At 57.8% G+C, this 26,105-nt stretch carries 22 protein-coding genes; 6 read left to right on the top strand and 16 right to left on the bottom strand.

Annotation, left to right across the window (positions count from 1 at the left end; translation table 11 throughout):
- Positions 1-81 precede the first annotated feature (81 nt).
- Positions 82-1,500: a tetratricopeptide repeat protein gene (locus INR77_RS15720; RefSeq protein ID WP_223071918.1), complete on the top strand. Its 1,419-nt coding sequence runs from the start codon at positions 82-84 to the stop codon at positions 1,498-1,500.
- Positions 1,501-1,587: 87 nt separating this feature from the next.
- Here INR77_RS15720 and INR77_RS15715 read toward each other — a convergent pair whose 3' ends face one another.
- The 5 genes from INR77_RS15715 to aroC all read right to left on the bottom strand — a co-directional run bounded on the left by INR77_RS15715 (position 1,588) and on the right by aroC (position 9,459).
- On the bottom strand, positions 1,588-3,162 hold the full coding sequence (locus tag INR77_RS15715; protein WP_223071917.1) for a catalase: 1,575 nt from the start codon (positions 3,160-3,162) through the stop codon (positions 1,588-1,590).
- Positions 3,163-3,334: 172 nt separating this feature from the next.
- Complete coding sequence (gene katG, locus INR77_RS15710; protein ID WP_223071916.1) at positions 3,335-5,512, bottom strand: catalase/peroxidase HPI; 2,178 nt, start codon at positions 5,510-5,512, stop codon at positions 3,335-3,337.
- A gap of 498 nt (positions 5,513-6,010) precedes the next feature.
- Positions 6,011-7,123: an acyltransferase gene (locus INR77_RS15705; protein ID WP_223071915.1), complete on the bottom strand. Its 1,113-nt coding sequence runs from the start codon at positions 7,121-7,123 to the stop codon at positions 6,011-6,013.
- A gap of 72 nt (positions 7,124-7,195) precedes the next feature.
- Complete coding sequence (locus tag INR77_RS15700; RefSeq protein WP_255573831.1) at positions 7,196-8,242, bottom strand: fatty acid desaturase; 1,047 nt, start codon at positions 8,240-8,242, stop codon at positions 7,196-7,198.
- Positions 8,243-8,373: 131 nt separating this feature from the next.
- On the bottom strand, positions 8,374-9,459 hold the full coding sequence (aroC, locus tag INR77_RS15695; RefSeq protein WP_223071913.1) for a chorismate synthase: 1,086 nt from the start codon (positions 9,457-9,459) through the stop codon (positions 8,374-8,376).
- A gap of 143 nt (positions 9,460-9,602) precedes the next feature.
- Here aroC and ruvA point away from each other — a divergent pair, with 143 nt between their 5' ends.
- Genes ruvA through ruvB form a run of 3 tightly spaced genes read left to right on the top strand, consistent with a single transcriptional unit; the run spans position 9,603 to position 11,826 of the window.
- A complete protein-coding gene (ruvA, locus tag INR77_RS15690) occupies positions 9,603-10,211 on the top strand; it encodes a Holliday junction branch migration protein RuvA (RefSeq protein WP_223071912.1) in 609 nt (202 codons plus the stop codon).
- A gap of 26 nt (positions 10,212-10,237) precedes the next feature.
- Positions 10,238-10,783, top strand: a complete 546-nt coding sequence (locus tag INR77_RS15685) for a DsrE family protein (RefSeq protein ID WP_223071911.1) — start codon at positions 10,238-10,240, stop codon at positions 10,781-10,783.
- Entirely contained in the window at positions 10,780-11,826 is a 1,047-nt protein-coding gene (gene ruvB, locus INR77_RS15680; protein ID WP_223071910.1) for a Holliday junction branch migration DNA helicase RuvB, read from the top strand. The genes INR77_RS15685 and ruvB overlap by 4 nt, the downstream gene beginning before the upstream one ends.
- A gap of 612 nt (positions 11,827-12,438) precedes the next feature.
- Here the strand turns inward: ruvB and INR77_RS15675 are convergent.
- From INR77_RS15675 to INR77_RS15660, 4 genes are all read right to left on the bottom strand, one after another.
- Positions 12,439-13,536: a hypothetical protein gene (locus INR77_RS15675; protein WP_223071909.1), complete on the bottom strand. Its 1,098-nt coding sequence runs from the start codon at positions 13,534-13,536 to the stop codon at positions 12,439-12,441.
- Between the two features lie 18 nt (positions 13,537-13,554).
- Positions 13,555-14,238 (bottom strand): hypothetical protein, encoded by a 684-nt coding sequence (locus tag INR77_RS15670; RefSeq protein WP_223071908.1) that lies wholly within the window; start codon positions 14,236-14,238, stop codon positions 13,555-13,557.
- A gap of 388 nt (positions 14,239-14,626) precedes the next feature.
- Positions 14,627-17,302 carry an aconitate hydratase AcnA gene (acnA, locus tag INR77_RS15665; RefSeq protein ID WP_223071907.1) on the bottom strand — a complete coding sequence of 892 codons (2,676 nt, stop codon included), beginning with the start codon at positions 17,300-17,302 and terminating at the stop codon, positions 14,627-14,629.
- A gap of 100 nt (positions 17,303-17,402) precedes the next feature.
- On the bottom strand, positions 17,403-18,302 hold the full coding sequence (locus tag INR77_RS15660; RefSeq protein ID WP_223071906.1) for a DMT family transporter: 900 nt from the start codon (positions 18,300-18,302) through the stop codon (positions 17,403-17,405).
- Between the two features lie 166 nt (positions 18,303-18,468).
- On the opposite strand from INR77_RS15660, the gene INR77_RS15655 reads away from it, so the two are divergent.
- Positions 18,469-19,857, top strand: a complete 1,389-nt coding sequence (locus tag INR77_RS15655; RefSeq protein WP_223071905.1) for a L,D-transpeptidase family protein — start codon at positions 18,469-18,471, stop codon at positions 19,855-19,857.
- 6 nt (positions 19,858-19,863) lie between these two features.
- Here INR77_RS15655 and INR77_RS15650 read toward each other — a convergent pair whose 3' ends face one another.
- On the bottom strand, positions 19,864-20,622 hold the full coding sequence (locus INR77_RS15650) for a murein L,D-transpeptidase catalytic domain-containing protein (protein WP_223071904.1): 759 nt from the start codon (positions 20,620-20,622) through the stop codon (positions 19,864-19,866).
- Positions 20,623-20,679: 57 nt separating this feature from the next.
- On the bottom strand, positions 20,680-22,128 hold the full coding sequence (locus INR77_RS15645; RefSeq protein ID WP_223071903.1) for an NAD(P)-binding protein: 1,449 nt from the start codon (positions 22,126-22,128) through the stop codon (positions 20,680-20,682).
- A 68-nt stretch (positions 22,129-22,196) separates the two neighbouring features.
- Between INR77_RS15645 and INR77_RS15640 the strand changes: the two genes are divergently transcribed.
- Positions 22,197-22,805 carry a hypothetical protein gene (locus INR77_RS15640; protein WP_255573830.1) on the top strand — a complete coding sequence of 203 codons (609 nt, stop codon included), beginning with the start codon at positions 22,197-22,199 and terminating at the stop codon, positions 22,803-22,805.
- Positions 22,806-22,818: 13 nt separating this feature from the next.
- Here the strand turns inward: INR77_RS15640 and INR77_RS15635 are convergent, their stop codons facing one another.
- The 5 genes from INR77_RS15635 to INR77_RS15615 are packed head-to-tail and all read right to left on the bottom strand — an operon-like array spanning position 22,819 to position 26,105.
- Positions 22,819-23,376 carry a TIGR02281 family clan AA aspartic protease gene (locus INR77_RS15635; RefSeq protein WP_223071902.1) on the bottom strand — a complete coding sequence of 186 codons (558 nt, stop codon included), beginning with the start codon at positions 23,374-23,376 and terminating at the stop codon, positions 22,819-22,821.
- A gap of 26 nt (positions 23,377-23,402) precedes the next feature.
- Positions 23,403-24,314 (bottom strand): histone deacetylase, encoded by a 912-nt coding sequence (locus tag INR77_RS15630; RefSeq protein ID WP_223071901.1) that lies wholly within the window; start codon positions 24,312-24,314, stop codon positions 23,403-23,405.
- Positions 24,315-24,316: 2 nt separating this feature from the next.
- Entirely contained in the window at positions 24,317-24,859 is a 543-nt protein-coding gene (locus INR77_RS15625) for a manganese efflux pump MntP family protein (RefSeq protein WP_223071900.1), read from the bottom strand.
- Between the two features lie 17 nt (positions 24,860-24,876).
- Complete coding sequence (locus tag INR77_RS15620) at positions 24,877-25,611, bottom strand: hypothetical protein (protein ID WP_223071899.1); 735 nt, start codon at positions 25,609-25,611, stop codon at positions 24,877-24,879.
- Positions 25,608-26,105, bottom strand: coding sequence for a thioredoxin family protein (locus INR77_RS15615; protein WP_223071898.1), 498 nt, complete (start codon positions 26,103-26,105; stop codon positions 25,608-25,610). The genes INR77_RS15620 and INR77_RS15615 overlap by 4 nt, the downstream gene beginning before the upstream one ends.

Here is a 26,105-nt window from a genome sequence, read left to right as displayed (position 1 = left end):
CAATCTGGCCGTTTGACGCAAGGCGAGGAATCGTATGTCTTTTCCATGTCATCAAAAGCAAGAACACAGGAACTCTACCCCATGAAGATGAAACTCAAAATCGCGGCCCTGACGGCCATGATTGGAGTTGGCATTAGCGCGTCTTTGCCAACGTTCGCTCAATCCAACACGCCTGAATGGCGCAGTTTCAGTGAAAGCGATTTGCAAGCCACCTCGACCGGCGATTTGACGCGCCGCGTGCTGCAAAAGCACAGTATCGCCGAAGTCCGCAGGGCGGCTGAAGGTGATGATCCAGAGGCTGCGTGGGTATTGAGCTTTGCTTACAAACGCGGATTGGGCGGACTGCCCACTGATCCGCGCCAAGCCTATCGCTGGTCGCGCATGTCCTGCGATCTTGGTAGCCAGCGCGGGTGCAATGCTTTGGCGTACAACCTCAATTCCGGTGTCGGGACGCCTCAGGACCGGGCTGAGGCCATGCCGCTGTTCCAACGCACCTGCGCGCAAGGGACTGCGTCATCATGTGCGGCCATCGCTGCTGCTTATTACAATGGCGACAGCGTACTCCCGCAAGATTTCGCCCGCGCACTCGAATTTCGCTTCAAGGGATGCGAACTTGGTCGCGCGCACCATTGCCGGATTGCTGGCGACATGATCGCAGCAGGAGAGGGGGCCGAGAAAAGCCCCCGGCGCGCCCAAGCCTTTTACGCTCGTGGATGCGACGGGCAGGATGCGATAAGCTGTTTTAGAGCAGCCCGCACAAGAGAGCGCCTCGCTGATCGCAATGATCCTTCGGCGTTCGATTATATCGCGTCTTTTTATGAGCGTGGCTGTGCGCTCAACCAGAAAGATTCGTGTTTCAACCGCGGCATTATCGAGAACGAAGGCAAGTTTGGCCGCACCAAGAGTACTCTCGCTGCGGTTCCGTGGATGGAAAAAGCGTGCGAGCTTAAAAGCAACGATGCTTGCTATAACCTTGGATCATGGCTGATCAACGGGCGGGCCGGTCGCACGGATGGGCGCCGCGCGATTGAGCTTTTGGGACCGCTTTGCTTGCGTGACAATGACCCCGATATTCAGGCGTGTAACAATGCAGGGACCGCTGCCTATCGCGGGTCTGGTATGCCTTCGCCCGACTATGAAAGCGCTGCCAAGTTTTATACGCGCGCTTGTTATGAAGGCGCTTTGACCGCTTCGTGTCGCACGCTTTCCGATATGTACCGCGATGGTCAGGTCGTCGCGAGCTCCAAAGGCGAGGCGGAATGGCTCGATGCGCAATTGTGTTTCAAGGCTGATGAAGCGGCCTATTGCAAGCCCGAAACCGTGGAGCATAGCGTTTTGCAACGTGCGAGCGAGGGACGGTATTCCTCAGCCGCGCACGTCGCCGGGATGCTTTGCGACGAAGGCGATATGTTGGCCTGCCGCGCGCAATCGGTGTTGAAGAAATGCGCCTCCGCCAATGGCAACACCTCAATCATGCGCGCCTGCCGCCGGGCGTTCTGACGCATGAAAAAGCCCCCGATGGACGTGCCATCGGGGGCTTTTTGTGTGCCAGTTGTTAGACTGTGCAAAGCGTCGCTACGTCTCGTTTCACTCCGCCGCTTCGGCGTGCGCATCGAGCTCGCCTGGCATTGGTACATCTTCGCGCGTTGTGATCGATTTCGCTGACATCATACCGGGAGCATTGGATTCGCCGCCAATCTGGTCGCGAACCGCTTTTTCGATGCGGTCACCAATGCTTTGATCGACATTGCGCCAATATTCAAAAGCGCGTTTCAGAACCGGCTCACTTACGCCATCGGCAAGGTGGCCAGAGACGTTTGAGACGAAGCGTGTCTGTTGCTCGTCATCCATGACCTCCATCACAAGGGCGCGCGCCTGGCTCCAATCGTCGTCGTCCTCGCGCAAGGTGTAAGCTGCACGCACCATATCGCCATCAGCCGCCCACGTGGCCTCATTGCCGATCTTCGTCTGAGCCGCCGGTCCGCCATAGGAATTGGGAGCGTAGACAGGGTCTTCACGCTTCTCGACCTGCATTTGGCCGCCGCGCGCATAAGAGTGCACTTCATTAACCGGCTTATTGACCGGGATCTGTTTGTAATTGGTTCCCAGCCGCGCCCGGTGCGCATCGGCATAGGAAAAACCGCGGGCGAGGAGCATCTTGTCCGGTGACAGGCCAATGCCCGGCACCATATTGTTCGGCTCAAACGCCAATTGCTCGATTTCCATATGCCAGTCGGTCGGATTGCGATTGAGGGTCAGCGTGCCGACTTCCATCAACGGATAATCCTCATGCGGCCAGGTTTTGGTCAGATCGAACGGATTGATGCGATAGGTCTTGGCATCCTCGAATGGCATGATCTGCCATTTGAGGGTCCAGCTTGGAAAATCGCCCTCCGCGATGGCATTGAACAGGTCGCGGCGGTGATAATCGCTGTCCTCGCCCGCCTTTTTTACCGCCTCGTCCTGGGTGAAATGTGCATTACCGCCTTCATCGCCGACATTGGTGTGATAGTGGAATTTGACCCAGAAGCGCTCCCCATCTTCATTGATGAGCATATAGGTGTGACTTCCATAGCCATTCATTTCGCGCCAATTCTTCGGCACGCCGCGATCACCCATGAGATAGGCCACTTGGTGGGCGCTCTCTGGGGAAAGCGTCCAGAAATCCCACATCATATCGTGATCGCGCAGACCATTGTCGGCCCGGCGTTTCTGGCTGCGGATGAAGTGCTGGAACTTCATGGGGTCGCGAATGAAGAAGATCGGTGTGTTGTTGCCGACCATGTCGAAGATGCCTTCTTCGGTGTAGTGCTTGACCGAAAACCCGCGCGGGTCGCGCCATGTGTCGGGGCTCCCCCGTTCACCGGCTACAGTCGAAAACCGCATGGCGACATCGGTCTTCGCGCCTTTCTGGAACAGCTTGGCCATGGTGTATTTCGAAACGTCGGCGGTCGTTTCAAACGTGCCAAAAGCGCCTGAACCCTTCGCGTGGGGACGGCGTTCGGGGATGTTGGTCCGGTTAAATTGTGCCATCTCTTCAAGTAGATGATGATCGTTGAGCACGATGGGCCCATCGCGCCCGACAGTCAGCGAATGTTCGTCGCTTTGAACGGGAGCGCCAGAATCGGTGGTGGTTGCAGGGGACGTGTTTGTGTCGGCCATGGGGATCGTGCCTCTTTGTTGAAGGGATGCACAGGTTACAAAGGTCCGGCATCAATGGTTCCCATTTGGCATGATCGAAAAAAGGCCCCCGGCGTTTCCACCGGGGGCCCCTTTGCGACCCTAGACCTATTTCGGACTATGAAGGTCAGGGCTATGGGTTTGACGGCTTCACTCAGGCGTAATGGTTTGCATTCATCACCTTGGTGAAGGCGGCGACAAAGTCGTTCGCGAACTTCTCTTCGCTTCCGCTTTGCGCGTAAACTTCGGCCTGTGCGCGAAGCTGCGCGTTTGAGCCGAAGATAAGGTCAGTGCGCGAGGCACGGAACTTCTCTTCCCCGGTCTTGCGGTCGCTGCCGACATATTCTTCATCGCCTGATCCATCGACCGGAGCCCATTTGGTGCCCATATCGAGAAGATTGGTGAAAAAATCAGGCGTGAGCTGGCCAACGCGATCGGTAAAGACACCGTGCGGACGATTGCCGCTGTTCGCACCAAGGACGCGCAGGCCCCCGACAAGAACGGTCATTTCCGAAATCGAAAGGCCCAGAAGATGCGCCTTGTCGATCAGCATATCTTCGGTTTTCACATTGGCTTTCGTCTTGAGATAGTTGCGGAAACCATCGGCAACTGGCTCCAGCGGCTCAAAGCTTTCCGCATCGGTCATCTCATCGGTCGCATCGCCGCGTCCGCCGGTGAACGGCACAGTGACATTGAAACCAGCATCCGCCGCAGCCTTTTCAACCGCAGCATTCCCGGCGAGCACGATTGCGTCAGCCATCGAAATCGATCCGCGAAGATCGTCCACCTTGGCCAGAACCTTTGCCAGTTCTTCCGGGTCGTTCGCGGCCCAATCCTTTTGCGGAGCAAGCCGTACCCGCGCGCCATTGGTGCCGCCACGGTGATCGGAATTGCGATAGGTGGAGGCCGAAGCCCAGGCCGCTTTCACAAGCTCGCTGACCGAAAGGCCGCTGTCCAAGATTGCGGATTTGAACGCGCTCACGTCAGCATCCGATGGCGCAGTGCCAGCGGGAACCGGATCTTGCCAGATAAGGTCCTCTTCAGGGACTTCCGGCCCGTGGTAACGGACCTTTGGCCCCATATCGCGGTGGCACAATTTGAACCATGCACGCGCAAAGGCATCGTCAAGCTCTTCGGGGTTTTCGTGGAACCGCTCAGAGATCTTGCGATAATCCGGATCCATTTTGAGCGCCATGTCGGCGGTCGTCATCATGGTCGGCACCTTCTTCGAAGGATCGCGCGCATCAGGAGCCATGTCTTCCGGATCCGGATTGATCGGGGTCCACTGGTGCGCTCCGGCTGGGCTTTTCACGAGTTCAAAGTCATATTTGAACAGCAGACGGAAATAATCGTGGCTCCACGATGTCGGATTGTTCGACCACGAACCTTCGATGCCCGATGTGGTGATGTGGCCTTTGCCGATTTCCTCTTCATCGTTCATCCAGCCAAAGCCCATGAGATGCAGGGCCTCGCTTTCAGGAGCGCCGCCAAATTTGTCCGTTGGCTCGGCACCATGCGCTTTACCAAAGGCGTGTCCGCCTGCGGTCAGCGCCACGGTTTCCTCATCGTTCATTGCCATGCGGGCGAATGTCTCGCGCATATCGCGCGCTGATTCCAGAGGATCAGGATTGCCGCCCGGACCTTCGGGATTGACGTAAATGAGGCCCATTTGAATGGCAGCCAATGGATTTTCCAAAGCCTTGCCTTCATCGGGGATGATACGGGTTTCGACGCCCTGGTCGACCCATTGCTCTTCCGTGCCCCAGTAAACCATTTCAGGTTCGTAAACGTCGGCCCGGCCACCGCCGTAACCGAACACGGGGCCGCCCATGCTCTCAATCGCTACATTGCCGGCAAGGATGTAAAGGTCAGCCCAACTGATGCCTTTGCCGTATTTTTGTTTGATCGGCCAAAGCAGGCGGCGCGCCTTATCGAGATTGCCGTTATCGGGCCAGCTGTTCAAAGGCGCGAAACGCTGCTGTCCGCTGCCCGCACCACCGCGGCCATCGCCGGTGCGATAGGTGCCCGCTGCGTGCCAAGCCATGCGGATGAAGAAGGGTCCATAGTGACCATAATCGGCCGGCCACCAGTCCTGGCTGTCCGTCATCAACGCGGTCAGATCAGCTTTCAGCGCGTTGTATTCAATCGCGTTGAAGGCGGCGACATAGTCAAAGTCTTCGCCATAAGGGTTGGCGGATTTGCCCTGTTCAGTCAGCAGCGACAAGTCGGTCGCCTCAGGCCACCAATCCTTGTTCTGACGACCCAGAAGCGTACGGGAAGGTCCATCGCCATGGAATGGGCAGCCGCTCATTTCACCTGTTTTAGCGTCCATTGTCTTGTCTCCTCTTCGAACGGTTCCTGCTCTTATGGGACTCTCCTCACTGTAAAGGGGCCGTCACTTTCGCTGCTTGGCAGGGAATGGAGACATAATGATGGCGATGCTTCAATCGGTCCAATCAATTAATATGTCGAGATTGATTGTCAAATCCGATCAAACGGCAATCCGCGCCACAAACTCTCGCTCAGCGTGAGGTCGGCTCACGTTCTATACCTTTGTCCGAAAAAAGTGGGACCGGAAGCCGCGAGGGGGGGGGAGGGGTGGCAGCTTCCGGTCCCGTAAACCCATTGGTGCCCAGTGATGGGCGCGGGGGTTAGGGGTAAAAGGCTATCCGGCTTTGAGGGGTAGGGGGGTGCCGAATGCCTCTTACTAAGGGACGGGTATAAACCCGGTACACGTGCATTTGGGCGTGAATACGAAAAATCAAAGGGGAGAAATCCGATTATAATAATCGGGAAAGGCGATTGTTGTCTGGTTTAAGTGAAGCTTCAGCTACGACTTGAGGGGCGCTGCGGAGGCGGCACGCTCTTCAACCTTGTGGTGCAATGCCGTGTGGCGATACCGAGCCGATAAGGCGAGGAACCTTTTTTCGAAGAAATGATACGACAAGGGCGCAACGACACACAAAAGCAATAAGCCCAAGCCGGGATTAAGCGGCCAAACTTGTCCCGCGGCACGCTCTGGCCCCGTAGAGAGCATCAGACCCTGCCACATATAAAGGCCGTAAGAAATCTTTCCCGTATAGGCGAGCGGTTCGTACTCAAGCGCTTTCACCAGTGCTGATGCCTGATTGCGCACAATCCAGCACACGATCAGCACAACGCCCATGACGCGCAAGAGCTCGTCCAGCGGCTTTGGCACGATGCCGAGCACGAGCGAGTGGAAAAACAGGGCTGCCCCGATCAACAACGCCGCGCGCGAGGCAAGAAATACGTTGGCGCGCCTGTAAGGCCCATTGATCACAATCGCAGCGATGCAACCAAAGGCTATCCATGCCCCGGCAAAGACGCTCCACCGCCCGACGAAATAGGCATCATTGATCTCCTCCAGACGGATAGTGGCCGCATAAAGGATTAGCGTGATGACGATCCCTACACCAAGATGCAGCAGCGCGCGCGCGTAGTTAAAACGGTAGGCGAAAAGGAGCGCGGCGGGCCAAAGCACATAAAAATGCTCTTCTACCGAAAGCGACCATGTGTGCCCCAATATTTGCGAATAATCCTCGCGCGGGATAAAGCTGGTATTGAAGAGAGCGGCGTATATGAGCGAAGGCGCGCTCGCCACGTCCCACACGAACAGGTCGATCACCAGCGTCAAGGCAAGGCACAGGACATACAGCGGCAAAATGCGAAAGGCGCGGCGGATATAGAACCCCTTGAGGCTGATTGTGCCCGATGCCTCGTGCTCCTTTATCAGCAGGCTGGTGATCAAAAAGCCGGAGAGGACGAAGAAGACCTGCACCCCAGTTGTCCCGCTGACGATAGGCGCAGCGTTGTCGCTCAGGACACCATGAGACTTCGCGACCGTATAGACGCCAAGGTGCGTCAGGATCACAAAGATCACGGAAATTGCGCGAAGCCCGTCAAATCCCTTGATTGTCTGCACGCGCTTGGGTCCCCAAATAGCCTCGAGGATGGGCTACTAGGGTATGGTTACCAAGTGGCTAATACAACGCCTTTACTGCCCTGAGATGTAAGACCGTTTTGCCTCGCGAAAGCTCACAAGTTCGCGCTTCTTCTCATCCCAAAGGGTCAAAATAAACATACGCGGCGTCTGGCGCGGGGTGATGCGGTTGATTTCACTGAGTTCCGGATAGGCCTTCAGTACCGCAGGCAGGCGATAGAACGGGATGCGCGCCATGAGATGGTGGACGTGGTGGATGCCGATATTGCCGGTGAACCAGCGCAAGACCGCTGGCATATGCAAATGGGTACTGCCTTTAAGGGCGTGCTCGTGAAACTCCCAATTTGGCCGCTTGTCCCAATGGGTGTGCTCAAACTGATGCTGCACATAGAACAGCCACACGCCAACCGAGGCGGAAATCATCAGCACAGGCAGGAAAACCGCCAAGGTGACGGCAATCCCGAAGGTATAGGCGAGAAGGCCAAGGATGATCGCAGTCACCAGATTGGTGCCAAGCGCGCTAACCCAATAAATCGTGCCCGCACGCATCAAGCCGATGGGGAGGCGGTGGCGCAGAAGGAAGAGGTATGCTGGCCCCAAGCCAAGCAATGTCACCGGGTTGCGGTAGAGACGATAAAACAGCCGGCCCAGTTTGCCGCGCTCCATATATTCGGTGACCGTCAGCGTATCGACATCGCCAAAGCCGCGCGCATCAAGATTGCCGGTCGACGCATGGTGCAGCGCGTGGCTGCGTCGCCAGCAGTCATAGGGCGTGAGCGTCAGCACTCCGATGGCGCGGCCCACCCAATTGTTCGTATGGCGGTTCTTCCAGAACGCTTCATGCCCGCAATCATGCTGAATGATGAAGAGCCGCAGGAGCAAGAGTCCTGCGACGGGCGCGAGCAAGAGCGCTGCCCAATACCCTGCTTCGACCGCGAAGAGCATTGCGGTGAACAGGGCTACAAACGGCACAAGTGTGGAAGCCAATTCCCACCCGCTGCGGCTAAGGCGAGGCGTGCGAAACTTTGCGAGCTTTCGCGCCAGATCACGGGGGTCATCGGGATTAATGCGCTCTTCCGGCGCGGAGAGAGGGGTGTCCATGTCGCTTGTGCTCTCTCTCATAATGGGGCGCGGCGCAAGGGGGCAAATCCTTGCGGTCGCGGCCAGATCAGTGAGCCTGCTCTATCTCGCGATCCTTTACGCTATTTCAGCGTGCCCCTGTGCGCTATCGCTTACCCCATCTGCGCCCTGTGCAGCAGCTTTTGATCTGCCAGCACCAGCGCCATCATTGCCTCGACCACCGGAGCGCCGCGAATACCGACGCAGGGGTCGTGGCGGCCTTTGGTGCGTACCTGCGTCGCCTCGCCGTCCGATGTGATCGAGTCCACGGGGGTCAGGATTGATGAGGTAGGCTTGAAAGCCACGCGGCACACCACGGGTTGCCCGGTTGAGATGCCGCCAGCAGTGCCGCCTGCATGGTTGCTGGCATAGATGGGTTTGCCGTCTTCTCCCGGCGTCATCGCATCGGCGTTTTGTTCGCCTGTCAGGCGCGCCGCTTCAAAGCCATCGCCGATCTCTACGCCCTTGGTCGCGTTGATCGTCATCATCGCAGCCGCCAGTTCGCTGTCGAGTTTGGCATAGACCGGCGCGCCCCAGCCTGCGGGAACACCCTCGGCAACACACTCGACTACGGCGCCCAAAGAAGAGCCCGATTTGCGCGTATTATCGACCAATTCTTCCCAACGCTTCGCCGCCCAGCTGTCGGGGCAGAAGAAGGGGTTCTTGGTGATCTCGTCGAAATTGATCGCGTCCCGATCAATCCCATCGCCGCCAAGTTCCGAGAGAAAAGCGGTGATTGTGACCTCAGGGATGACTTTACGCGCAACCGCGCCAGCCGCCACGCGCGCCGCAGTTTCCCGAGCGCTCGACCGCCCACCGCCGCGATAATCGCGAATGCCGTATTTGGCATCATAGGTGTAGTCGGCGTGCCCCGGGCGATAGGCCTTGGCGATTTCTGAATAGTCCTTGGAGCGCTGATCGGTGTTCTCGATCATCAAATGGATCGGCGTGCCCGTAGTGACTTGCACACCCTCATCATTGGTGAAGACGCCAGACAGGATGCGCACCTGATCCGCTTCCTGACGCTGGGTTGTGTATTTGCTCTGCCCCGGACGGCGCGCGTCGAGATAGGGCTGAATGTCCGTTTCGGTCAGCGGGATATTCGGCGGGCAGCCGTCAATAACCGCGCCAAGACCCGGCCCGTGGCTTTCTCCCCAAGTGGTAAAGCGGAAGACCCGCCCGAAGGTGTTGTAGCTCATATGGTTCAGCCAATAACGGGTGCGCACTGTTTGTCGAGAGTTTCAAATGAGCAAAACGGCGAGTTGGCTCTGGCCTTGGTTCCGTGTTTCCTTCAAGAACAAAGCGCGCTCAAGCAGCGAAGCGGTAGCGCAAAGGAAGACGCATGATTGCAAAGCTATCGGGCAGGCTGGACTCCGTGGGCGAGGATTGGGCCATCGTTGATGTGCAAGGGGTGGGCTATCTCGTCCACTGCTCCGCGCGCACCTTATCCGCGCTTGGCGAAGTGGGCGAGGCGTGCACCGTCCACACCGATATGCAGGTCAGCGAAAATGATATGCGCCTGCTTGGCTTTGCCGAAAGCGCCGAGCGTGATTGGTTTCGCCTTTTGACACAGGTTCAAGGCGTCGGCTCCAAAGTGGGCCTTGCGATCCTGTCTGCGCTCTCCACCGGAGAACTGCGCGATGCCTGTGCAGCAGGAGATGCCGCAAGTGTAGCGCGTGCCAATGGGGTGGGGCCGAAACTGGCAGGGCGGATCGTCAATGAGTTGAAAGACAAGGCTGGCGCGCTTCCCGGCGGCGGAATGGCCGGCGTTCCTGCCAGCGCCATCAGTCCAGCCGGCAGCGCAAGCGCCGATGCGGTGAGCGCGCTTGAGAACCTCGGCTTCAAGCCAGCGATTGCAGCGCAAGCGGTGGCAAAGGCACAGGCGGAACTGGGCGAAGACGCACCCGAGGGCGACCTCATTCGTGTGGCTCTAAAGAAGGCTGCCGGGTGATACAGTGGGTAAGCAAGGAGACATTCATGCGTAGCTTTATCGCATTAACCGCACTTGGTTTGGCGGCCGCGCCGCTTTCAGCGCAGTCTCCCGATCTCTCTGCCTTCAAACCGGGTCCTGTCTTTGCCGAGTTTGGCGAACACGCGCCAGTCGAGGGAATGAACCCGCTTCCCGAAGGCGCTAGCTTTGCCATCGCCTATGATGTCGCTCAGCAGGCGGAGGACGGCATACTCAACCGTCGCCTTGCGACCCCTGCGCGGTTTTACAATATGCACGTCGCCGCTGGCGTGCCTGCGGAAAACATCAGCCTTGTGGTCGTAATCCACGGGCGAGCGGTATTCGACCTTGTCACCGATGATGCGCGAGAGGCCCGCGACATGGCGCCCAATGCGTCCGACTCGATGGTCAAGGCGATGTTGGCCGAAGGCATTCGCTTTGTGATCTGCGGTCAAAGCGCAGCCGCATACGGCGTTGATGCAAAAGAATTTATCGAAGGGGTGGAGCTTGAGCTCTCCGCTATGACCGCCCATGCGCTGCTGCAACAAGACGGCTATACGGTGAACCCGTTTTGACCGACACCGACCCACCCATCCATTCCGGCGACGCTCAGCCCGGCGATCCGGATACCGCGCTTCGCCCTAAGCGCCTCGCCGAGTTCATCGGTCAGGAGGCGGCTAAGGATAATCTCTCGGTCTTTATCGCGAGCGCCAAATCGCGCGGGGAGGCTATGGATCACACGCTGTTCCACGGGCCGCCGGGGCTGGGCAAAACCACTCTGGCTCAGATCGTTGCGGGCGAACTGGGTGTGGGCTTTCGGGCAACTTCCGGTCCCGTTATCGCCAAGGCCGGGGACCTTGCTGCGTTGCTCACCAACCTTGAGCCGCATGACGTTCTCTTCATCGATGAAATCCACCGATTGAACCCGGTGGTGGAGGAAGTGCTTTACCCCGCGATGGAGGACCGCGCGCTCGATATTATCATCGGTGAGGGGCCTTCTGCACGCAGTGTTCGCATCGACTTGCCGCCCTTTACTTTAATCGGCGCAACCACGCGCCAAGGTCTTCTTACCACGCCATTGCGCGACCGTTTTGGTATTCCGGTGCGCTTGCAATTCTACTCTCATGATGAGCTTGATCTGGTCGTGACGCGCGCCGCCAACCTGCTGGGCCTCAAAATAGATCCCGCAGGCGCGCGCGAGATTGCAAGGCGCTCGCGCGGGACCCCCCGGGTCGCGGGCCGCCTCCTCAGGCGCGTGCGCGACTTTGCGCAAGTGGCGGGCGAAAACACCGTCACGCGGGAGATCGCCGATAATGCGCTGACCCGGTTGGAGATCGACCGGCTGGGGCTGGACGCGATGGACAGGCGCTATCTCACCATGATCGCGACCACTTATAAAGGCGGCCCCGTGGGTGCCGCAGCGCTCACAGCAGGGCTTGCCGAACAACGCGATACGGTCGAGGAAGTGATCGAACCCTACCTCATTCAACTGGGCCTCATCGCGCGCACGGAGCGCGGGCGTATGCTTAATGATGCAGGCTGGGAGCATCTTGAAATGGACAAACCGATTCTCTCGAAACCCGGCTCTCAAAGCAGTCTGTTTGACGAAAACGACTAATTTTAGGCCGCTTTTTGGTATCAAAACGGGACAGTGAACCGGAAAAGGGGGCTGTTTTACGTCCTTTGACCCTGCTTACAGCTTTCTGACATGGTTAACCCGATTGCGGTGAACGCAATTTCAATATCATTTGATCATAGCCGAAACTGAAAGTGCGCGTTGTGTGCACCTACAGGCAAAAACTAAGGTCCGGTCTATGTCGATCAAAATGGTATCAGCTAAACTCGCGGCTACTGTCGCTGGAGTAGCGCTTCTGCAAGGTGGGGCGGTTCGCATGGCCGAGCCGATGAACACCTCTGCACCTGCGTTCGCTTCAGAAATGAAGGGCGCACCAGCAGATGCCAAGGCGCTTCCGGTTGCTGAGCCGCGCTACGTCAAGACGCAAGGCGTTGTAGGCGAACCGCGCTATGTGAAGACCGATCGCGATCGTTTCATTCAGGATCCTGATCGCCGTCGTCGCATCGTCGAGCGTCAGATTGAGTGCGAGCCTGTGCCAGGCGGCTATCGTCCATTGGACAGCCGCGGCGTGGTGGCGAACGCTGGCCCCGTCCCACAAGGCGCGGTTGAGGCCTATTTCGATGACGAGGAATGCCCACCAATTGCGCAGGTTGCCTATGCGCCTGCACCTCTGCCACCTTTGCCCCCCATTCGCGGCGGCGGTGGCGGCTTTGGCGGCCCTATCGCAGTAGGCGGTGGCTTCGGCGGCTTTGGCGGCGGTTTTGGCGGGGGCTTTTTCGGAGGTTTCTTTGGCGGTGGCGGTTCGTCATCGGGCGACATCAATATCAGCACCACCTCATCAAGCGGCGGTTCAGGCGGCTCTGGTGGTTCGAGCACCAGCACGAGCGGTGGCAGCACCAGTACTGGCGGTTCGAGCACGGGCGGCTCCAGCTCAAGTACATCGGGCGATGTAAGCACATCTGGCGTTACAAGCTCAGGTGGCAGCACGCCGACCAGCACAACAACCACGACGACAACAACGACCACGTCCGGCAACGTATCAAGCTCTGGTAACGTATCGAGTTCCGGCAATGTGTCGAGCACCACTTCGGGTAACGTTTCCAGCACTACGTCGGGTAATGTGTCGAGCACAACGTCAGGCAACGTGTCGAGTTCAGGCAACGTTTCCAGCTCTGGCAATGTCACGAGCTCTGGCAATGTATCGAGCACAAGCTCGACGACCTCTGGCAATGTCTCAACCTCCACGACCTCAGGCAATGTGTCGAGCACCTCGACCACCTCAGGAAACGTATCGAGCACGTCGTCTACTTCGGGCAATGTCTCAAGCACCACCAGCACGACGTCGGGTAATGTCTCAAGCACAAGCACTTCGACCACGTCGGGCAATGTGTCGAGCACCAGCACAAGTTCGGGCAATATCTCCAGCACCTCTGGTAATGTATCGAGCACCAGCACCGGTGGCGGTTCTTCGTCATCGTCTAGCTCGTCATCAAGCAGTTCCTCTTCGAGCAGCTCGTCTTCTTCGGGCGGCGGTTCGACCACATCGACATCAAGCGGGGGTTCAGGCTCGTCAGGCTCCAGCAGCTTTGGCGGAAGCTCTTCGTCTTCCAGCTCAAGCTCAAGCTCCAGCAGTTCTTCTTCGAGCGGCGGCGCATCGGGTGGCAGTTCGTCTTTCGGTTCGTCTGCAAGTTCCAGCTCGTCCTCTTCGAGCTCCTCGTCCAGTTCTTCGGGCGGAAGCAATGGAGGTTCCAACGGCGGTTCCAATGGAGGCTACGGCGGGTCGAACGGCGGATCGAATGGCGGTTCTAACGGTGGTTCGAGCAGCTCCTCCTCCAGCAGCAGCTCCAGCTCTTCGTCGAGCAGTTCGGGCGGTTCCAACGGGGGCAGCAATGGCGGCTCGAACGGTGGTTCAAACGGCGGTTCGTCCAGCTCCAGCTCGTCCTCCTCTTCGAGCTCTTCGTCATCGTCCTCTTCGGGCGGCGATAACGGCAGCAATGGGGGCAGCAACGGCGGCTCATCAAGCTCGTCTTCAAGCAGCAGCTCCAGCTCGTCGAGCAGCAGTTCAGGCGGTTCGAGCGGCGGCTCTAATGGCGGCACGAACGGCGGCTCTAATGGAGGGTCTTCAAGCTCCTCGTCGAGCAGCAGTTCCTCGTCTTCAAGCAGCAGCTCGGGCGGTTCGAATGGCGGCACCAATGGTGGCTCATCTTCAAGTTCTGGCTCCTCCTCAAGCAGCAGTTCAAGCTCTTCGAGTGGGTCCAGCACCTCTGGTGTAGGCGCAACGACCTCCACTTCGACCAGCGGTTCCTCAACGAGCAGCAGCACTTCAACCAGCGGAAGCTCTTCAACGAGCGGCAGTTCTACGACCAGCGGCAGTTCGTCTTCGTCTTCGTCCTCATCGAGCTCCAGCTCATCGTCGAGTTCTTCGACCAGCGGCGGCAGCAACGGTGGTAGCAATGGCGGCACGGATGTCCCGGCACCGCCGATGATGATCCTCTTTGGCCTTGCTGCCAGCGCGATCCTTGGCCGCCGTGCCTTTGGCGCAAAGAAGGCAAAGGGCGCTGAGGGCGCACAAGTCTAAGCTCTTCCCCCAACCGGGGTGGCAAAAAGAAGGGCGGCATCCCGGTTACGGGAGCCGCCCTTTCTTTATGGCTGGCGATTACGCGGTCTGGCGATCAGGCGGTCACTTGGGCCGCCACAAGGTTTCAGGCAAATTCATATCCGAACGGTGCACGCGTTGGTTGATCGCCGCTGTCATTGTCGCTCGGCGTGCAAGCGCACAGGACGAGCGAGACAAAAAGGCTTAAACAAAGCATTTTGACCATCGCTCGATCCTTTCAGTTTCTTATTGCGCCGCAAGTTTGCGAAGCACGTAATGCAGAATACCGCCGTTGCGGTAATACTCCATCTCGTTCTCAGTATCCACCCGGCACAATGCGGTAAATGTGAACTGGGTTCCATCATCGCGCGTGGCTTGAACTTCGACGTCCTGACCCGGTTTCAGGCTAGCAAGCCCTTTAATCGAGAAGGTCGTGTCAGCATTGATAGCGAGCGTCTCGCGCGTGTCGCCATCCTTGAACTGGAGCGGAAGCACGCCCATGCCGACAAGGTTCGAACGGTGAATACGCTCGTAGCTTTCCACGATCACCGCTCGAACGCCAAGAAGGATGGTGCCTTTCGCCGCCCAGTCGCGCGAGGAGCCGGTGCCATACTCCTTACCGCCCACAACGATCAGCGGCGTGCCATCTTCCTTATGGCGCATGGCCGCATCGAAGATCGGCATCCGCTCGCCTTTATAAGTCGTCTCGCCGCCTTCGACACCGGGGACCATTTCGTTTTTGATGCGGATGTTGGCAAAGGTGCCGCGCATCATGACGTTATGATTGCCGCGCCGCGAGCCGTATGAGTTGAAGTCCTTCTTTGCGACCTGATTGCTCTTAAGGTATTCACCGGCAGGAGAATCCTCTTTGATCGCGCCAGCGGGCGAGATGTGGTCGGTCGTCACACTATCGCCAAGGATCGCCAATGGTTTTGCATCAACGATGTCAGTAATAGGGGCAGGTGTCATCTCCATCCCCTCAAAATAGGGCGGATTGGCGATATAAGTGGAGCCTGCGCGCCATTGATAGGTGTCGGATGGCTCGACCGTGATCGCTTGCCAGTGCTCATCGCCTTTTTCCACGTCAGCATAGCGCGCCTCGAACATGGAACGGTCAATATTGGCCGCACGGTGCTCTGCGATTTCGGCATTGGAAGGCCAAATATCGGCGAGCATGACGTCATTGCCGTTCTGGTCTTGGCCGATCGGCGTTTCAGTTATGTCTTCGGTCACTGTGCCTTTCAGGGCGTAGGCCACCACCAGCGGGGGGGAGGCCAGGAAGTTTGCGCGCACGTCTTGGGAAACGCGGCCTTCAAAGTTGCGATTGCCTGAAAGAACGCTGGCTGCAACGATGTCATTTTTGTTGATAGCATCGCTGATAGGGGGTGCGAGTGGGCCAGAGTTGCCGATACAAGTCGTGCAGCCATAGCCAACAAGGTCAAAGCCAATCGCATCAAGGTCATCCTGAAGCCCTGATTTCTCAAGATAATCGGTCACCACTTGAGAGCCGGGGGCTAGCGAGGTCTTCACCCATGGTTTGGGGCGAAGGCCCAGCTCGTTCGCTTTTTTCGCAACAAGCCCTGCTGCAATCATCACATCCGGGTTCGATGTGTTGGTGCAGCTGGTAATAGCCGCGATCACCACATCGCCATCCCCGATGTCGTGATCGGAAAGCGAAACGTCCACGCGAGCAGGTTCGCTCTTGGAATAGATTTTGGCGAGGTCTTCGTTGAACAGCTCATCCACCATCGGCAGCGTCACCCGATCTTGCGGGCGTTTGGGCCCGGCAAGGCTGGGAACAACCGCACTCACATCAAGCTCAAGCGTCTTGGAGAAAACCGGCTCATTTGCCGGGTCAAACCACAAGCCTTGTGCCTTGGAATAGGCTTCGACAAGGGCGATGGTTTCCTCAGGCCGGCCGGTAAGGCGCATATAATCGATGGTCTTGTCATCGATCCCGAAAAAGCCGCAGGTTGCGCCATATTCAGGCGCCATATTGGCGATTGTCGCGCGATCCGCGAGAGTGAGATTGGCAACACCTTCGCCGTAAAATTCGACAAAAGAGCCCACTACGCCCACTTCGCGCAGCATTTGAACACAGGTCAAAACAAGGTCGGTCGCAGTCACGCCCTCGGCCATCGTGCCTGTGAGCTTGAAGCCGACGACTTCGGGGATCAGCATTGAGATCGGCTGGCCCAGCATGGCGGCCTCTGCCTCAATCCCGCCAACGCCCCAGCCAAGCACGCCAAGCCCGTTGATCATGGTCGTGTGGCTGTCTGTGCCAACACAGGTGTCAGGGTAAGCGACCCATTCGCCATCCTCATTTGCGCTTGCCCAGACACCCTTGGCGATGTGCTCAAGGTTGACCTGGTGGCAAATCCCTGTGCCCGGAGGGACGGCGGAGAAGTTTTCAAAGCTCTGCGCGCCCCATTTGAGGAAATCATAGCGTTCTGCATTGCGCTCATATTCGAGCGCCATGTTCGCTTCCATCGCTTGCGGGTGGCCGAATTCATCGACCATGACCGAGTGGTCAATAACAAGGTTCACAGGCACCTGAGGGTTGATCTTGGCCGTGTCTCCGCCAAGCTTCTTGATCGCATCGCGCATAGCCGCCAGATCGACGACGCAGGGCACACCGGTGAAATCCTGAAGCAGCACGCGGCCCGGACGATATTGGATTTCGCCACCTGTGACAGGGTTCTTTTGCCAGTCCACAACCGCCTGAATATCGTCGCGTCCAACGGTAAAGCCGCCATCTTCAAAACGCAGCAAATTCTCCAGCAGCACTTTCATCGAAATGGGGAGGCGCGAGACATCGCCGAGGCTTTGAGCCGCTTTATCGAGCGAGTAATAGGTGAACGTCTTTCCGCCCACATCGAGGGTGGAGCGAGTGGAAAGATTGTCTTTGCCGGTGGCTGTCATAAGCGTTGATCCCCTTAAAAATGGTCCGTTTCAAAGTGGGTAGAAAACTCCCTTACTTCAAGGACGCTGCTTCAGGGGGAAAAGTTCCAAATTGAACCGGCTAAGCGGGAGCAATTTTTGCCCGTTTGCCTCTGCGGGTTGCGAGCAGACACCCTGTGACAATCAAGCCAGTGCCAGCCAGAGTGGGCCAGGTCACCGCTTCGTGAAAGAACATCCAGCCAAGCGCGCTCGCCCATAAAAATCCAGAATATTCAATCGGCACAAGAACTTGCGCTTCGGCGCGCGCATAGGCCCAGGCAAGCGCCAAAGCACCGCCTACGGTAAGCAAGCCTGCGGCGGCCAGGGGTAACCACGCATCCTCTGCGACAGGTGTTGCAAAGAAAGGGGCAGCGATCAGGAAAATGAGCCCGCCAATGCCTGAATGAAATGTCGCGATTTCAAGCGGCCCTGCGGCCTGTGATTGTTTGCGGATGACTATGAAATTGTAGGCATAGAGCATGGCTGAAAACAAAACCGCGCCAACGCCAAGCATTGCATCTTTATCAAAATCGCCTTGGCCCATTTTGCCGCTGACGATCACGATGGTGCCGACAAATCCCAAAACACTGGCAAAAATCGCCGCTGGCCGGATCACCTCGCCTAACAAAACACGCGCCAGATACAGCGCGATAAGCGGGGCAATGAAGCTGATTGCGATGGCTTCGGCGAGGGGGAGTTTGGTGATTGAATAAAAGAAGGAGAGCGCCATAAACGCGCTGATGAAGCCGCGTTCGAGATGCAGCTTCATCGCATTGCGCGATGGCCACCCCGTCCAGCGCCACAGCCAGAACGGCACGATAATCGCAAGGCCGATCAGCGAGCGTACCATCGTTGCGGTGTAAGTGCCGGTTAAGAGCGCAGCTTCCTTCATAAAGGCGTCCATCGACGACAAGAACGCAATGCCAAGCGCAGCAGCGGCGATCGGCAAAAGCGAGGAAGAGGGTGAAGAATCGCTGTTCATGGCAAGACCGGTTTCTAGTCTGAGCCCGCGTTGAGGACCAGTTTTCCCGCCAATTCATCGCAGGCTAAGTTCTCGTGATTGATATCAGGGTGGAAATAGGCGATATCTTTACCCTGACCGGGGCAGAATATCGCTCGCTTTGAGTAGGATTTATCGGGTGGACATTATGAGCAGGCGCATAAGCATTTTAGCGGGCCTTTTTGCGGGTGTAAGCGCGCTTGCAGGCGGTGTTGCTGCGCAGGAACAAGCCGCAAGGGAAGCTGCGCCCGCAGTGGCTTCGAACCCCTCCCAAACCCCAAGCGGTGCAAGCTTTGACGAAGCTTTCCCGCAAATGGTTTCCGAACCGCTGGTTCAAGGTGACCTTGCCCCTCCCGGACCCATGGTCGAGACGTGGCAAGTCAAACAGGTTGCCGCGCTGATTGATGTGATCGAGGGGATCGCAGCAGACGGCCTCGACCCGGCCGATTATGATGCGCCCGCTTTGCGAGAGCTTATGGCACAGGGCCCGTCTGACGCGCTCGACAACCTTGCCTCCAAAACCTTTGTATGGCTGGTCGAAGATCTTCGCGATGGCCGCACTCCGGCAGAGGCGCGGGTGCAGTGGTTTGTCGTTGACCCTGATCGCAATCGCCTGCGCTCACGCGACCTTCTGGCCCAAGCGGTTGCAAGCGGCGACATTGCCGGAACGCTCGCAGCGCTCAATCCCACTCATCCCGACTATGCGGCTTTGAAGGCAGAGCTTGCCGCGACCCCTCTGGAGCAAACCGCCAAGCGCAAGCTCATCCGCGCCAACATGGACCGCTGGCGCTGGCTCGCGCGCGATTTGGGGCGGCAATATCTCATTACCAATGTGCCCGAATATCAGCTGCGCCTGACGGTCGCTGACAAGATTATCAGCACCTATCGCACGATTGTCGGCAAACCCGGTCGTACCGCCACGCCGCAACTCGCTGAAACCGTGTCGGGCGTTGTGTTCAACCCGACATGGACCGTGCCTCAATCCATAGTGAAAGGCGAAGGGCTGGGCGCGCGGGTTCTTGGCAATCCGGCCTGGGCGCGCAGCAAAGGCTATGTCGCCACGAAAGGCGCCAATGGCTACATCAGTGTTGTGCAGCAACCCGGACCCACCAATTCGCTTGGCCGCATGAAGCTGGAGATGCCCAACCGCCACGCGATCTTCTTCCATGACACGCCGTCGCGCCATTTGTTCAACAACGATATGCGCGCATTGTCGCATGGCTGCATCCGCACAGAGCGCGCCTTGGAGCTGGCGATCACCATGGCAATCCTTGGCAAAGGTGCGAGCAAGGAAGAGGCGGTCGAAATCGCAACTTCGGGCAAATACACCAAGGTCGAGAACAAGCGCCCATGGGAAGCTTACATCACATATTTCACCATGGGCGTGGATATTGACGGTAATCTTCGCCAGTTCGACGACATCTATGGCCGCGATGGGCCCGTTCTGGCGAGCCTCGACAAACCACGCGTGCAAAACCGTTCAGGCGAGAGCGATGATGAAGTGATCGTGATCGAGGATGATCCACGCGCCAGCTAGGCCGCGTTAAAAAGCTCCCGGAATGCGCCTTTGTGCGTCCGTACGGTGGTCGGCGGAAAGCATTTGTGTGTTCGGATTGGTCCCAGAACCAGCCAGCGCCAATTGTTCTTCGCGGGTCAGCATCGCGCCGTCATGTTGGAGCCCCAAGCTGTCGGCATAAAGCAAACGCCCGCCTGACAAATTCATCAAAATCTCTCGAAAATCGGCAGTCCCGTAGGCAAAACAGCCGTTCGAGCGACCCATCTTGCCCCAGCGTTGAAGATGCGAGGGCTCCGAATAGGCAGCGCGGTGCATCACGATATAGCGGCGCAGCGCAGCATCGTTGGTTTCATCCAGACCGCCAAGGCGCACCGATGTGCCATATTTGCCCTGATACCACTCCCACGTGACATAGGCGCCTTTGCTGCTCGCGTTTGAACCTTCGACATTGGAATAATGGTTGAGCCAGCCGTCATGTTCAGGATCGGAGCCTGAGCCGTGGCTGACGTGCATGGTCCGCACTTCTTCGCGGCCCATATTGATAAGATAGAAACGCTGGCGCGCGGAGTGCACGCCATAATCGCAAATGCCGACAATATCGCGTCGCCAGATCGCATCGCCCGCGCGGTCAAGCTCGCGCTTTGCGAGGTTGAACAAAGCCCGGTCGCGCGGCGTTCCCGTTCGAGGTTGAGCCGCGAGTTTCGCCGGAAGCGCAGGCACCACGGCTGACCCAGCCAGCGCAAGGCCAGCGGTCAAAGAGCTTTTAAGAAGGTCGCGGCGCTTCATAACTAGACTACTACCTAACCGATAATGACGTTCCCGTGAATCCCTTTTTAGTCCGCCTTACGTGCCTTCGTGAATGGCTTTGGCAGCGATGCCCAATTTTATGACACCGGGCATATTGGCCTGGATTTTCGGACCGACTTTGCCAAGCGCGGCCAGCCTCGGGTCGCCCTTTGCCATCATTTCCGCAATTGCTGGTCCGGTGGGGTGTAGGCGGCTCTTCGCGTTGAAGGCATTGGTTTTTTCATTGCCTGAAAGGATCGCTGTGCTCATCAAATTGGCCATCACCGCATAAGGATATGTGTCAGTCGTATCGGTGAGCGGGGCTGGCGGCGTGAGGTTGTTTTTTTCCTCATCGGTGTCGAAGTTTGCCTCGATAAACGCGGCGAGCGCTGCGCTGTAGGGAATTAAAGGAACCTGCGTCATCTGCAGCGTGATCGTGTCACCATCGAAAAAGGGGCGCCCTTTGTCGCGTTGTTCAAAGGGAACCGCGCTTGCCGTACAATCGATAAATAGCGTGCCTTCGGGCAATGCGACCCGTTCGTCACCCAAGATCATCGCGTCACCTTCGAGCGCGGTCACTCGCTTGCCCCGGTGAACCTTGGTGATCTGTCGCAGAAGCGCGACTTCGCCTTCTGAGATTACCGCGAAGTGAAACATCTTGGGCATCACGTTTTCATCAAGGCGCAGCATCGTCCCGCGCTCGCCCAGTTTCGCGAACATCTCATCACCGTTTTCCGACCCGTTGGCACATTCGACAAGGTCGATCTGAAACTGCACTAGGTCTTCGATCGCGTGTTTAGCTGGTTGCAAAAGCCTGCGGTTGAACATCCAGCTATCGCGAGGGCGCACCCAGTCGATCTTGTCCGCTGGAACACCTGCCTCAAGCAGCCACACGGCGGTGTCCATTGCGGTCTTGCCGCCACCGATAATGCAATAATGCCGGGGCAGGTTTTCGGTATCCATCCAAAGGCGCGGCAAGTCGCCGGGAATGGCAAAGTGCGTACCCTGTGCGATGTCGAAGGCCGGCTTATGTGTCGAAGGAACGCTGGTCTTGAACCATGTGCCATCGACGAGCTTGCGGCGGACTTTGAATTCATGTTCTTCGCCGGCAAGGATGCTGCGCGCTTGATGCTTGCCATCGCCGCCGCCCTGATATTCGGTTAGCGCAAGGTAGGTCACACGCCCTGAAGGCACAAAACGCTCGGTCATCAATTGCCCGTAATAGGCAAGGATTTCAGCGTGTTTGGCAAGCGGGTAGAGCCCCTTGTTGTGCCCGTCAGTGTCCTTTCGGTCAGGGCACATCTCCTTTGAGTTCACGCCATAGGTCGCGCTTGGCTGGTGCAGCGTCACGAAGGAATACGCATCGTTCCAGTGACCGCCGGGACGCGCGTGCTTGTCTATGATGGTGATGTGACAATCCGCGTCTTCGTCGAGCAGCGTATCGACAAACGCCATGCCAACAGCGCCAGCGCCAATGACCAGATAATCGGTTTCATGCAAAGTCATGGCGTCTGGTTCATCCTTTGGACGGCAAGATGTCTATAAAGTGCCTCGAATCAGGGGAGACACTGTCCATGCGCCGTCTATCACGCCTCGCGGCCTTTTTCGCCGGATTTTGCCTTTTGGGAGGAGCCACTGGCACGCTCGCGCAAAGTGATTTGGGGGATCAAACGCCTGAATTGGCTTTTAATTTGCCTGAGACAAGCGAACTGGCGATCGCGCGCAGCAGCCGCACGGATACGCCCGATACAATTACTGTCGAAACGGCTCAAATTCCAAAAGAACCCACTCGCATTTACGATCAACTGGGCATGGTGCGCCTGATGCAAAACGAGGGTGTGACGCTGCAATGGATCAATTGGGATGAGCGCGGTCCCGCTTGGGTGGCGGTGACACAGGGCGGTCACTGGATGCTGCTCGCCGGGCAAAGGGGCAAGGATGGTGGTCGTCTAAAGCTTGAAGGCTTCATCACCGAAATCGGTCGCGATTATTTCGATTTCGAAGGCACGATCAAAATGACCGGCGCGCCTGATGCGCAAAGGGTGTGCAATGAGACGAAAAGCTGGCGGTTTGAGGTGACCCAGGGCCGCACATACTATCCTCTGCGCGAGTTTGAGTGGTGCGATTATTTGACGGATTACATCGATTTGTACTTTCACCCTGACCTGGGGTTAAAGGGGTAGAAAAGGAAGGGCCTCAGCCGCCGCTCAATCGCATCTGATCGCCTTGGATTTCGACCGAAGCTATCTCGCCGAGGAACGATTGCCCCAAAAGCGAGACATCTAGTCCTTCGGGCACAACAATCGCGCGCACATTGTGTTTTGTGAAACCGCCGATTTCGACCTCTTCAAGCGTGCGCACTACGCCGTAGACATCGCCGCTTGCGCCGCGTCCGATAGGGCGAACTTCGTTGAGGCTCCAGCTTATCCCGGCAGCGCGCGCATCTGCCCCGGTGAGTGCGATGACGCTTGCGCCGGTATCGACCATCATGCGCATAGACCTGCCGTTGACATTGGCCTCAGCATAGAAATGTCCGTCATAGGCGCGCTTGAGCGTATGGCTTCCCGAATACCAATCGCTGTTGGCGCTTTGCCCGCCGGCCTGTGCGGTGTTGTGCGCAATGTTTGCTGCGACGGCCTCTTGCCTTGGCACCCAGCTTTCACCTGTTGAAGGCTCGCCACTCTTCGACCCTTCAGCGACAAGCGCTGCGAAAAGGCAGACCCCGGCGGCTAAGGCGAGTGTGCGTCCAATCATAGAGGCGGCCTTTACGCCTCAAAGGTTTAAGGCGTTTTAAACTTCGCGTTCTCTTGCGACATGGCGATCATGGATCGGGCATGGCGCGCGGCGACTTCGCGTTGATCGGTGCCATATCCCCCGCCAAGGGCAGAGGCGATGGCAAGCCCGCGTTTGCGCGCCTCTTGCACGACAAATCTGTCGCGTGCGATCAAGCCCTCATCGCTGAGCGCAAGGCGGCCGAGTTTGTCGTCGCCGTGAGGATCAACACCTGCCTGATAGAATACGAAATCAGGCTTGAACCCCTCCAGCAGCGCCGGGATGTACTTTTCAAGCACCGCCATATAGGCGGCGTCTGTTGTGCCATCGGGCAATCCGATGTCGACATTTGACCGCGCTTTTCGCACCGGGAAGTTCTTTTCCGCATGGACGGACAAGGTCACAATATCCTCGCGCCCTGCGGTGAGCGAGGCGGTGCCATCGCCTTGGTGTACGTCAAGATCGATAATCGCGATGCGTCGCGCGTCCCCTTGCGCAATCAAGCGGTTGGAGGCGACTGCGAGGTCATTGAAGACACAATATCCCGCACCTGTCTCGGCCAAAGCATGATGGCTTCCTGCCGCGCTGTTCGCTGCATAGCCATGCTGCATGGCTAATTGCGCAGCCAACCAGGTGCCACCATTGGTGTGGCGCACGCGGTCGCGGATTGCCTCGGTCACGGGAAAGCCGATACGGCGTTCCTTGGCGTGCGGCACCTGTGCGCGGAACACCTCATCCACATATTCAGGATCATGCACCGCTTCGAGCCATTCGCGCGGGCAAGGGTCAGGCGCGTGTTCGGTCATGGGCGCACCCGATGCACGCAATTCTTCCATCACGAGAAAGTATTTGTCGAATTTGAACGTCCCACGTTCCGGGCGCGGGGCCATGTAATCGGGATGGTGGACGACGTGGAGCATTCTTATAGCCAGCCTGAATGCTCCGCCAAAATCTTGCAACCCAGCGCGATGAGGACCACGCCGCCCAGAATTTCTGCTGGCCGACCATAACGCTCGCCTGCAATTCGGCCCAGCTGTACTCCGCCAAGTGACAGGACCAGTGTCACTATGCCGATCAATCCGGCGGCGAGCAGCGGGGGGGCGGTAAGCGTCGGCAGAGTGATCCCGGCGGCAAGCGCATCAATGCTGGTGGCGATGGCTGCGGCAAACAGGCCAAACCCGATAAGCGGGCGTGCGGCCTCGTCATGCTCGTCTGCGCGTATCATCTGGACGCCGACGAAGGAGAGAAGCGCGAAGGCAATCCAATGGTCGAACGCTTCGATATAGGCGATCACCGCCTCGCCCATTCCCCACCCGATCAACGCCATCACACCTTGCGCCACGCCAAAAGCCAGAGCGATTGCGAGCGTTGCGACTACGCCGGGCCGCACGCGCGCGCCCTGAACCAGGGCCACGGCAAAGGCGTCCATCGCAAGGGCGAGGGCAAGCAGAAAGGCTTCGATCATGGCTTAGCCGGCATGCGCTACGCTCGCTCAGCGTTGGGCCCCACGGGTTCCCTCAAAAGCTTCGACCCGTGGTGGAACGCGGTCCCTGCATAGGTGGCGAGCAGACCCACGACTACGCTGTCGATGATCATCAATGCCCACACCATCGTCACACTCGCCCCAATCGCCCATGAGTGAAGTTCACCGTGGAGCCATTGCAGCGGCACAAAAAAGACGGCGGCAAAAAGCACCATACGAATGGCTGCAAACCAACCGGTGCGAAAGACGCGTTTAAGCCCCGTTTCCCGGTCACCAGCAAGCGCGCGCACCAGCATCGGGAAAAGCGGCAAGGTCGCAAGGGCCAAGGCGATGTCGATATATCCTGCGTACTCTTCGCCAATGTACGGGCTGGCAAGAGTGCCAGGAAACGATGTTGCGACTATCAAGACGACCGCAATCAGCAGCGGCAACCAGGCAATTGTGCGCAAATCCCACCAGCGATGGCCAAAAGCGCGCGCGCCCCAAAACCGGATCGTCGCAAGGAATGCGAGGACCAGACCGGCTATCTTCAGATAGCCAAAGCTCATGCGAGTCGACGTTTCCGAGGCAAGCTTGGCCTGCTCTTCGTTCTCGAACATTCCCAACTGGATTTCAGCAATGTGTTGAGCAAATTCAGGGAGTACGACAAGAGCGGGAATGATTGGTGCCATCCACCAGATTGCAATTCCATCGCGCGCCGTTGTGAGAAATCTTTGTCCGAAGGCTTTGATCATTTAGCCAGCTTTTCCAATTCGTTATAAATGTCATCTTCGCTGCGGCTGGCGGTGTTGCGCCAGCTTTGCGCGGTGTCGGCGTTGATCACTTCGCCGCTTGCGGTCAACACGAGAACGAGCGGTGTCCCCACCTGCTCTTCCATGCCAAAACGTTTGAGAATGTGCTGGTTATGGCCATCACCCTCTTGCGGAATACCGACATTGACGAAGACGAGTTCAAAGCGTTCGTCGATAAGATCGCCGATCCGCTCATCCTGTGTCCAACCCGCAAAGGCGCGGCTGTCGTGGCACCAATTGCCGCCAAATGCGATGAGCACGCGTTTCCCGTTTTCAGCCGCGCGGGCGAGGGCTGCATCGACATCTGCCATCGCATCATCGCTGACATCGTAAAGGCGCGCTTCGGGATAGTCGTGCCCGCTTTCGTCTTTCGCAAGAGCCACTGCGCCAACGATCAAAAGCGCAGCGGCACAGCCCGACACTATCGCCCTAATCAT

It is taken from the genome of Erythrobacter sp. SCSIO 43205 (genome assembly GCF_019904235.1).
GTDB lineage: Bacteria > Pseudomonadota > Alphaproteobacteria > Sphingomonadales > Sphingomonadaceae > Erythrobacter.
Note: the sequence above shows the minus strand (reverse complement) of the source record. Positions and strands in the feature narration are given on the sequence as shown.